At 71.1% G+C, this 10,489-nt stretch carries 3 protein-coding genes; all 3 read right to left on the bottom strand.

Annotation, left to right across the window (positions count from 1 at the left end; genetic code table 11):
- Position 1: 1 nt before the first annotated feature.
- From NMI01S_RS09745 to NMI01S_RS09755, 3 genes are read right to left on the bottom strand one after another with little or no spacing between them, the layout of a single operon-like run.
- Positions 2-907 carry a 3-oxoacyl-[acyl-carrier-protein] synthase III C-terminal domain-containing protein gene (locus NMI01S_RS09745; RefSeq protein ID WP_062995798.1) on the bottom strand — a complete coding sequence of 302 codons (906 nt, stop codon included), beginning with the start codon at positions 905-907 and terminating at the stop codon, positions 2-4.
- On the bottom strand, positions 904-7,185 hold the full coding sequence (locus tag NMI01S_RS09750) for a type I polyketide synthase (protein ID WP_062995800.1): 6,282 nt from the start codon (positions 7,183-7,185) through the stop codon (positions 904-906). Before NMI01S_RS09750 ends, NMI01S_RS09745 begins: the two co-directional genes overlap by 4 nt.
- Positions 7,182-10,487: a type I polyketide synthase gene (locus NMI01S_RS09755; RefSeq protein WP_062995802.1), complete on the bottom strand. Its 3,306-nt coding sequence runs from the start codon at positions 10,485-10,487 to the stop codon at positions 7,182-7,184. The genes NMI01S_RS09750 and NMI01S_RS09755 overlap by 4 nt, the downstream gene beginning before the upstream one ends.
- Positions 10,488-10,489 lie beyond the last annotated feature (2 nt).

The following is a 10,489-nucleotide window of genomic DNA, read 5'->3' on the forward strand; positions in this document are numbered from 1 at the left end:
GTCAGCCGATCCTCAACAGTGCGACGCCCCAGGTGCCGAACCCGTGGCTGATGGTCATGACGATCTCCCCCGGCGCGACGCCGTCCTCCAGATACGTCTGCAGATTGATCAGGTTGTCGGCCGAATGCACATGCGCATAGTCCGCGATGTTGTCCAGGTAGCACAGGCCGTGGTCGAGTCCGGCCGAGTCGGCCATGAATCGCACCGCCTCCTCGTTGACGTTGTTGGCGATGATGCGCCGCACGTCGCCGCGGTCCAGGCCGGCGCGGTCGAGCATATCGGCGACCGCACGGGACAGGCCACGCTTGGTCAGCCCCGCCAGCGCCGGCATCTTCGCCACGCGGATCAGCTGGTTGGTGCCCTGGTTCGAGCCGAGCACCTCGATCCGCGACGGTTCGGCGGAGGTGATCAGGCAGGCGGCGGCGCCGTCGCTCAGTACCGAGAGCGCGTCGCGCAGAATGCGGGCGTGCGGGTCGGGGCACGCGTCGGAGGTGACCACCAGGACGTTGCGGGCCGATCCGGCGGCGACCAGGCTGTGCGCGATGCGCAGGGCACTGCCGAAATTCGCGCATTCGGCCAGCGTGACACCGATCGGAGTGGCGCGGGTGAGACCGAAACGCTCACAGAACCGCAGGAAGTCACCACCGGCAAGAGCGCCGGTTTCGGGGCTCGACGACGCGTAGACCAGCAGGTCGATCTCGGCGGCATCCACCGGGATCCGATCGAGGGTGCTCGCGACCACCTCCGCGGCCAGTTGCAGCGGCGTCTGTTCGGTGCGGCAGTAGTGGTACAGGCCGAGGCCGTGCATATCGCGCAGCATGGCCGGATCCTCCCGCAGCGGTTCGAGTCCCGCGATCGGCTCGCGGGCGCCGACCGCGTAGGAGATCCCGTGCAGGTAGACGCTCATCGGGACTCCTCCTCGCGTAGGCGGCCGGACAGATAGCGGTGCATCGCCCGCACGGTCGGATGTTCCCAGTGCACCGCACCGGGCAGGTCGATGCCCAGGGCGGCCGACAGCCCGTTCTTGAATTCGAGCAGCGCCAATGAGCTCATGCCGAGCTCCAGAAACGGTGTGGCCGGGTCGATTTCGTCGGTATCGATGCGCAGAACCGCAGCCGTCCTGCTCAGCAGCAGCTCCCACAGCGCGGCCTCGCGCTCCTCGGCCGGGAGGCGGCGCAACTCGTCCGCCAAGGCCGAGGCGGCGCCGGAACCCATGGCGCGCAACGGTTCGTACAGCGGAACGGCACGCGAGAAGGGGTGCGCGCCGAGCCAGGCGTCGGCATCGAGACCGATGATCGCGGCGCGGGGGCGGCCGTCGTCGAGCAGCGTCTCCAGCAGTGTGTATCCCGCCGCCGGTGGCAGCGAGCGGATTCCGCGGCCGGCCAGATACTCCTCCGTCGCGGTGCTGCGCGCGGCGAGTCCGGTATCGCGGAAGGGACCCCATGCCACCGCGGTGGCCGCCAGCCCCTGGGCGCGCCGATAGTGGGCCAGGCCGTCGAGAAACGCGTTGGCGGCGGCATAGTTCAATTGACCGCCCGAGGGCAGCACCGTCGCGGTGGAGGAGTACATCACGAAGTACTCGACGGGATCACCCGCCACGGCGCGGTGAACATTCCACGCTCCCAACGCCTTCGGGCGCAGCACCGGATCGAACTGGGCCCAGCTCTGATTGGTCAGTACGGCGTCACGCAGCACGGCCGCGAGATGGAACACACCGCGCACCGGGCCGACCCGGGAGCGCAACCGCGCGACGGCGGCGCCGACCTCGGCCGCATCGGCGACGTCGGCGCGCTCCACCCGGACCCGTTCTCCCGCGGCATTGAGTTCGGCGATGATCGCGCGTTCCTCGGCATTCGGCTCGCGGCGGGCCAGCAGCCCGATCTGCGCGCCGCCGCGTTCGACCAGGGTGCGGGCCAGGTCGAGACCGAGCCCACCGAGGCCGCCGGTGATCAGGACGCAGCCGGGTTCGGCCAGCGCCTGTGCGGCGCCGCGCACGATGTCGGTGGTGGCCGCGTCGTCGGTCACGAGCACCAGTTTCCCGGTGTGCGCGCCGGTGCTCATGAGACGAAAGACCTCGGGCGCCGCCGCGATCGGATGGGTCTGCACGGGAAGCGGTCTCAGTTCGCCGGAGATCACGCGGTCGAGGGTGTGGTGCAACAGTTCGGCGAAGACGGCGGGACGTTCGCGGTGCAGTCCGGCCATATCGACGGCGGTGTAGGTGATGCGGCGTTTGAAATGTTCCAGCGGGAGCCGCCCCGAGCCGTAGATATCGCGTTTGCCGAGCTCGAGAAAGATTCCGTCGGCGGCGACCGTGCGCAGACTCGCCTCGGCGGCCGCGCCGGTGAGGGAGTTGAGCACGATGTCCACGCCCGCACCGGCGGTGACGTCGAGGACCTGCTGCTCGAATTCCGCACTGCGCGAATCGAAGACGTGCTCGATGCCCTGCTGCCGCAGGTAGCGGCGCTTGTCCTCGGTGCCCGCGGTGGCGATGATCTCCAGCCCGTGCCGCTGTGCCACCGCGATCGCCGCAGAACCCGTTCCCCCCGTCCCCGAGTGGATCAGGATGCGCATGCCCGGGCGCACCCGGGCGAGATGTTCGAGCGCGTAGCACGCGGTGGTATAGGCGGTGGGCAGCGCCGCGGCGTCGGTGAGGGGGAAGGTCTCCGGTAGCCGATGGACCAGCGCCGCGTCGGCGACGGCATGGGTGGCCAGGCTGTTCAGCGCCACCGCCACCACCCGGTCGCCCACGCGCACCGCGTCGACCTCGGTGCCCACGGCGACGACGGTGCCGGCGCATTCCGATCCCAGTGGCACCTCGTCGAGATCCGCGAAGAAGCCCATGGCCCACATGACGTCGGCGAAGTTGAGACCGGCCGCGGCCACGGCGATGACGACCTCGCGCGGGCCCGGTCGCGGCAGGCCGCGTCCGCGCAGCGTCAGTGTCTGCAATCGGCCCGGCTCGTCGATATCCACCCCGAACCCGCGGGTTCCGGCGGCGACCACGGGGGGATGCGGGTTCAGCCGGACCCGGTCGAGGCGTGCGACCCAGCGCATTCCGGCGCGCAGCGCGATATGTCGCTCGCCGCCGTCGGCGAGTTCCGCGACCAGGTCGGCCGCATCGTCGCCGTCCACGCCGGCATCGGCGGCCAGGTCGATGAGCGTGGTCCGCAATTCGGGGTGTTCGGCGGCCAGGGCCGTGCCGAAACCCCACAGGCCGGCCTGCCACGGGTCGACGCATTCCTGCGCCACCGCCTGTCCGCCGCGCGTGACCACCCACAGGCGCGGCGCGGAGGTCATCCGCACGAGGGTGCGCGCGAGGCCGAGCAGGGCGGCGAGATCGGCGAACGCCGTCGCGCCGTCCTCGGTTCCGGCGAGGTAGAGGATGTGGTCCGCGGGTTCGTCGAAGGTCGCGGCCTCCGATTCGCCCTCGCCGGTACTCGGCGCGACGGCAGCGGTGGCGGTCTCGGCGCCCGCGGCGACGAGTTCCCGGATCAGCGTCGCGGATCCCAGCGGTGCGTCGTCCTCCGCGTCACCGCCGACGACCACCCAGTGCCCCGAGAGCCGTCCGCTCGTGCGCGGGTGCTGTTGCCAATCGACCGCGAGGACCGCGGCCTCGGCGGTATCCGCGCCGTCGACGCGGGTCGCGGTCAACTCGCGCACCGTGGCGACGAGCGAACCGTCGTCGGCGTAGATGTCGAGATCGGCGGTCTGCAGGCGGCCCGCGCGTGCGTAGCGGCGCACATGGGCGTGGACCTGCGGCGGAATGTGGTCGGCGACGGACAGGGCGCCGATCGCGGACGGCAGGAACAGTTCGTCCCCGGCCAGGGCGCCGACCACCTGGAAACATCCGTCGAGCACCGCGGCCGCCGTCACCCCCTGCTCGGGATCACGCGCGCCGGTGACCGCGCTCACCCGGCCGAGCGCCTCGCCGTCGCCGACCGACAGTTCCGTCACGGTGCGGAACGCGGGCCCGTAGCGGGTGCCGTTGCGGGTGTAGGTGGCGTAGAGATCCTGCGGGTCGACCGCGGTGAGGCAGCGTCGCTGTGCCGCGCTCAGGCCCGGCGCCTCGGGCAGGTGCTCGCCCGAGACGATCCGTCCGCGAGCGTGCTCGGTCCACACCGTGGCCGCGCCGCTCGGCTCCGCCGAACGGGCGCTGATCCGAAATTCGTTGTCGCGCAACACCACCTGAACTCGGCGGCCGGACTCGGGCAGGGTCAGCACCCGTTCGAACCTGATATCGGCGAAATGGCATCCCGGTCCGAAACCGTGCTGCAGGCGTGCCGCGGCGGCGAGATTGACCAGCCAGGCACCGGCGGCGACCGGGGTGCCGCCCACGGCGTGGTCGAGCAGCCAGGGCGAGCGGGCGGGATCGACCACCCGCTGCAGGAGGCGTTCGCCGCTGACGGACGATTCGACCACCGCCTGTCCGCCGTGCTGTTCGGCCGCCACGTCCCAATCGGAGCGCGCCCAGAACCGCTTGTGCTGCCATGGATACGACGGCAGGTCGACGATCCGGCCGCGCACACCGGCAGCCGCCCAGTCCACGGGAAGTCCGTGCACGTACAACCGGGCGATCAGCTCCAGGATGTCGCGGCGCGCATAGCCGTTGCGTTTCAGGGAACCGGCCACCGCGCCCCGGTCGTTCGAGGCATCGATGCGGGCGCGGATACCGTCGACCAGGACCGGATTCGGCCCGATCTCGACGAAGGTCGCCGGGCCCTCCGCGAGCACCCGCTCGACCGTCTCGTCGAGTCGGACCGTGCTGCGCAGATTGCGGGCCCAGTAGTCGGCGGTCAGCGCACCGGTGGGGACGTAGTCGGACTCGACGGTGGACAGGAATGCGGCCCGGCCGCCCGGGATCGCGGTGATGCCGGCGATCCGTTCGATGAAGGCGTCCAGGTGCGGATCCAGCTGGCGACTGTGCGCCGCCGACTCGATCTTCACCCGGCGAGGGTCGTATCCCGCTGCGGCAAGCGCCTTTTCGAGCCGGTCGAGATCGGCGACCGTACCGGAGACGACGACCTGCGCGGGACCGTTCACCGCGGCGAGGTCGAATTCCCCCTCGATCCGTTCCAGCCAGCCGTCGAGCTCGCCGACGCTCATCGGCACCGACAACATGCCGCCGGTTCCCTCGATCGCCCGCAACGCCCGGTTGCGGTGGACGATGACCGCGGCCGCGTCCGCGAGGCTCAGCGCCCCCGCGACCCGGGCGGCCGCGATCTCACCGACACTGTGGCCGATGACGGCATCGGGGCGGAATCCGTTCGCCGCCAGCAGCTCCGCCACTCCGATCTGCACGGCGAAGGACATGGGCTGGGCGAGATCGATACGGCCGCCGTCGGATTCGCCGGCGGCCAGCAGTTCCGCGATATCGATGCCCAGATGCGGTTCGAACGCGGCCGCGCATCGCCGTACCGCCTCCGCGAAGACCGGATGATCGGCCATGAGCTGGGCGCCCATCCCGGCCCAGTGCCCACCGAAGCCGGCGAAGACGAAGACCAGGGCGCCCGGTTCGCCGCGGCGTCCGCGAATCACGCCCGCGCGGTCACGGTCCTCGGCGATGGCGGTGAGGCCGCGTTGCAGTGCGGCGGCGGTTTCCCCGATCACCACGGCACGATGGTCGAGCGCGGCGCGGCGCGACGCGGTGAAGCACAGGTCGCGCGCCGGAGTACCGGCCGCCGATTCGTCGCGTAGCCGAAGTGCCGTCTCTCGCAGGGCCTGACCGGTCGCCGCCGACAGCGGTAGGACCAGCAGTTCCCGCGCCGTTTCGGCGGCATCCTCTGGTGCCGGTCCGGTTCCGGGCGCCGCGGTGATGATCGTATGCGCGTTGGTCCCGCTGAATCCGAACGCGCTGACCCCCGCGTACACCGCTTCGTCGCCGGGGATCTCCTGCGCGTCGGCGGGGACCACGATCGGCGTGGCATCCCAGTCGATGAGCGGATTCGGTGCGTCGAAATGCAGTGTGGGCGGCACGATCCGGTCGCGGACGACGGTGATGGCCTTGAGCAGTCCGGCGATCCCGGCGGCCGGTTCCAGATGCCCCAGATTGCCCTTGGCCGATCCGACGAGCAGCGGACGGTCACGTTCGGTGCCGAAAACCGCGGACAGCGCGCGTAATTCGATGGGATCGCCGAGCGGGGTGCCGGTGCCGTGCGCCTCGATGTAGTCGATGCGGCCGGCCTCCACCTTGGCCTCGCGCAACGCATCCCGCAGCACCTGTTCCTGGGCGCGGCCGTTGGGGGCGGTGAGGCCGTTGCTGCGGCCGTCCTGATCGACGGCGGTGGCCACGATCGAGGCCAGCACGCGGTCGCCGGCGGCGTGGGCGGCGGATTCGCGTTTCAGCACGACGACACCGCACCCCTCGCCGCGCACCAGTCCGTCGGCGGCCGCAGAGAAGGGTGCGCAGCGATTGCTCGGCGAGGGCGCCCGCAGTTTCGACATCGAGATCATCGACTGCGGGGAGACGATCAGATTCACCCCGGCCACCACGGCCAGATCGCACTCCCCCGAACGCAGGCTCTGCACCGCCAGATGCAGCGCGACCAGCGCGGACGAACACGCGGTGTCGACGACCAGGGCGGGGCCCTGCAGTCCGAGGTGATAGGCGATCCGCCCGGCCGCCACCGACGGCGCCAGACCGGTCGCGGAGTAGATGTCGATCGCCGCCGGGTCGGTGGCCGCGGCGCCGTAATCGTTGGGGCACATGCCGACGAAGACGCCGGTTCGGCTCTCGCGCAGGGTTTCCGGTGGGACAGCGGCGTGTTCGAGCGCCTCCCAGGTGACCTCGAGCAACAGTCGCTGTTGCGGGTCCATGGCCTCGGCCTCGCGCGGTGAGATACCGAAGAAGGCGGCATCGAAATCGCCGATATCGGTGAGGGCGCCCATCTTCGCGATGAAGGACCGGCCGGGTGCGTCGGCATCGGCGTCGTAGTAGTGCTCGACATCCCAGCGGTCCGGCGGGATGTCGACCACACCGTCGCCGCCCGCGCGCAGGAATTCGGCGAATCCGTCCAGCGAATCGACCCCGCCGGGCAGGCGGCAGCCCGCACCGATCACGGCGACCGGCTCACTGCGCTGCGCCAGCGCCCCGCGGGCGGTACGCAAGGCGGCGATGGCGCCGCGTAAGGCCTCGCTGCTGTCGCCGCCCTCGGGCAGCGCACTCGGATTCGTCGCGGTCGGGGTCAACGCAGCACCTCTTCCAGGGCGGCCACTTCCGCGCGAGCCAGCGCGATGAGATCGGATTCGCTCAGCCCGTCGAGCGGAATTCGGGTCGTGCTGACGGGGATGTCGAACGGCGCGGGGTGCGGGTCGGCCGCGTCGTCGTGGTGCTCCGGCTCGGTCGTCGTCGGTGCCGCCGCCGGTGCCGACATCGCCGGTTCCGCAACCGGTGCGGGCGCAATCGTCGGCGCGACGGCCAATCGGGCGGTGAGTTCGGTGATCTGCGCTGTCGCCGTGGGGAATTCGAAGGCGAAGGCCGCCTCGATCGGCAGCGCGAGGGCGCGGCCCAGGACGGTGCGCAATTCGATCGCCATCAATGAGTCGAAACCGAGTTCCTGCAGCGGGGTGTGCAGATCGACGGGATCGGACTCCGGCATCTGGAACACCTGCCGGATACTCGCCACGACGACGGCGCTCACCCGGCGGCGCAGCAGGAACAGGTCCGCGTCCGACCGCGCGAATTCTGCCGCCGCGTCCGGCACGGTCGCACCTACTTCAGCGCGCGCGGGCAATTCGGGGACGGTTGAATCGGAGGCAGCTCCCCCGACTTCGCCCGATGCTGTCGTGGCCGGACGCGACGCGGCGGGCGCACTCGGTTCACCGAGGGCCGAGCCCGCTTCCACCCAGTACCGGCGGCGTTGGAACGGATAGGTGGGCAGCGTGATCCGGGTGTAGTGGGTGCCGTGCAGGTCACGCAGGTCGTCGACGGCTCCGGCCGCGAACAGTCCGGCCGTGCACCGGGTCAGTTCGCCGCGGGTGGTACCCGTGGTGAGCCGGCGGTTCTCCGATTCGGTCAGGCGGTTGCCGCCGAGGTCGGTGAGCGTCGCCCCCGCGACTTCGGCGACGACGGTGCAGTCGAGTTCCCGCAGCGTGCCGAAGGCTCGGTCCAGGTGTGCGGGCCACAGCGGGCGGCTCGACCAGTAGGCGGGATCGGCTGCTTCGCCGCCGAGGCGCATCCCGGTGTGCGCGGAGACGACGGTGAGTTCGGGATCGCCCGGCTGCCCCGGGTCGGGCACGGCCGTTCCCAGGTGATCGCGCAGTTCGGCATGGGTCGTGACGGCGATACCGGCGGCGCGCAGGCGGTGCAGCAGCGGCTCGCGGCCGCCGGGACCGGCCTCCAGCAGGTAGCGGTCGCCGGTCTGACCGCACCGGCGCGCACCGGTTTCGCGCAGCACCGCCTCGAGCAGGACGCCGTCGCCGGTACGTGCCACCGCACGCTCACCGAGCAGGGCCGCGGTCGACACCGAAGCACGCAGTGCCACAGCGGGTTCCAGAATTCCGGTGATCGCGGCGACGACGTACTCGCCCACCCCGACGCCCAGGACGGCAGCCGGGCGCAGTCCGAATGCCAGCAGTTGGCGAGTGATGGCGTAGCGGTGTACGAAGGCCAGCGCATCCGCCAGGCCGGGGACCCGCTGCGCCTGATGGGGTGCGAGCCCCGTGAACAGGGCGGTGCGGAAACTGTCCCGGGACGAGGTCGCGTCCAGGCATTCGTCGACCGCGGCGCGGAAAACGTCGGAGCCGGTGTAGTTCTCGCGGTCGAGCGGCTCCACACCGGGTTCTCGGTGGCCGATCAGCAGGGCGGTGCGCACGGTGCGGCCGCGCGGCACATGGCCGGTCACGACCGCCGGCTGCCACTGCCCTGCGGCACGGGCGTCCAGGGCGGCCGCCATCGCGGTGGTACTCCCGGCCACCACGGCGAGCCGGTGGTCGAACGTATTCCGTCCGAGATTCGCTGTCGCGCAGACCGATTCGAGCTGCTGCGGCTCGGCGGTGCGCAGCGCCAGCGCGAACCGCCGCGCCTGCGCACGCAACGCTTCATCGGTCCGCGCGGACAGCGTCAGCAGGCCCGAGGGCACGGCGGTGCCCGATACCGCGGCCACCGGCGGTTGTTCGACCACCACGTGCGCATTGGTCCCGCTGAACCCGAACGAACTGACACCCGCGATCCGCGACCCCGCCGGCCACGGTGTGGTCTCGGTGACCACCCGCGCCGAACCGGACGCCCAATCGATGCGCGGATTCGGTTCCCGCACATGCAGGGTCGGCGGCATCACGCCGCGTTGTACGGCCAGGGCCGCCTTGATCAGGCCGGCGATCCCCGCGGCCGTCTCGGCGTGCCCGAAATTCGATTTGATCGACCCGACCCACAGCGGCGCGCGCGCGACGCCGAAGACGGAATTCAGCGCGCCGATTTCGATCGGATCGCCCAGGGCGGTGCCCGTGCCGTGCGCCTCGATGTAGTTCACCTGCGCCGGTTCGACATTCGCCGTCCGCAGCGCGGCCCGCACCACCGCCTCCTGGGCACGGGCACTCGGCACGGTGAGCCCGCCGGTGCGGCCGTCGTGATTGACCGCGGAGCCGCGGATCACCGCGTAGATCCGGTCGCCGTCGCGCTGTGCCCGCGACAACCGCTTGAGCACCACCAGACCGGCTCCCTCGGCGCGGCCGTACCCGTCGGCGGAGGCATCGAAGGTTTTGCAACGGCCGTCCGGCGACAACGCGCGGATGCGGCAGCAGAACATCGTCGAGAACGGCGAGAGGATCAGATTCACACCACCGGCCAGCGCGGTCGAACAGTCGCCGTTGCGCAGGCTCTGCACCGCCTGATGCACCGCCACCAGCGACGACGAGCACGCGGTGTCGACCAGCGACACCGGCCCGTGCAGATCCAGCGTGTACGCCACCCGGCCCACCGCGATACTCGGTGTATTGCCCAGTCCCGCATAGGCGTTCATGGCCTCGGGGTCATCGGCGACGGCGACGCGGTCGTAGTCGCGCCAGCTGAATCCGACGAACAGCCCGGTATCGGATCCGCGCAGCCGCTGGGGCGCGATACCCGCGTTCTCCACCGCCTCCCACGCGATCTCCAGCAGGAGCCGCTGCTGCGGATCCATCGCGTGCGCTTCGCGCGGCGAGATGCCGAAGAAGTCGGCGTCGAACATGTCCACGGCGTCGAGGAATCCGCCGCGGGTGGTGTAGATGGTGCCGGGCTTGTCCGGGTCCGGATCGTAGAACCGCCGCACATCCCATCGATCGCCGGGCTGTTCGCCGGTGGCGTCGACACCGCCGGCGACGACGTCCCACAGGCTGTCCGGATCGGAGATACCGCCGGGGAACCGGCAGCCGATGCCGACGATCGCGATCGGTTCCGCCGGGCGCGGTTCGGCCAGCCGCTCGCGGGCCGCGCGCAGGGCCGCGGCGATGCGCTGTTCACGGTCGGGTGTCGCACCGCCGGTGCCGGCGGATTCGGAAGGTGCTGCGGACATAT

Source organism: Nocardia mikamii NBRC 108933, assembly GCF_001613505.1.
Lineage (GTDB): Bacteria > Actinomycetota > Actinomycetes > Mycobacteriales > Mycobacteriaceae > Nocardia > Nocardia mikamii.

Coding starts and splice junctions, on each gene's coding strand:
- NMI01S_RS09755 (WP_062995802.1), bottom strand. CDS start 10,487: ATGTCCGCAGCACCTTCCGAATCCGCCGGCACCGGCGGTGCGACACCC.
- NMI01S_RS09745 (WP_062995798.1), bottom strand. CDS start 907: ATGAGCGTCTACCTGCACGGGATCTCCTACGCGGTCGGCGCCCGCGAG.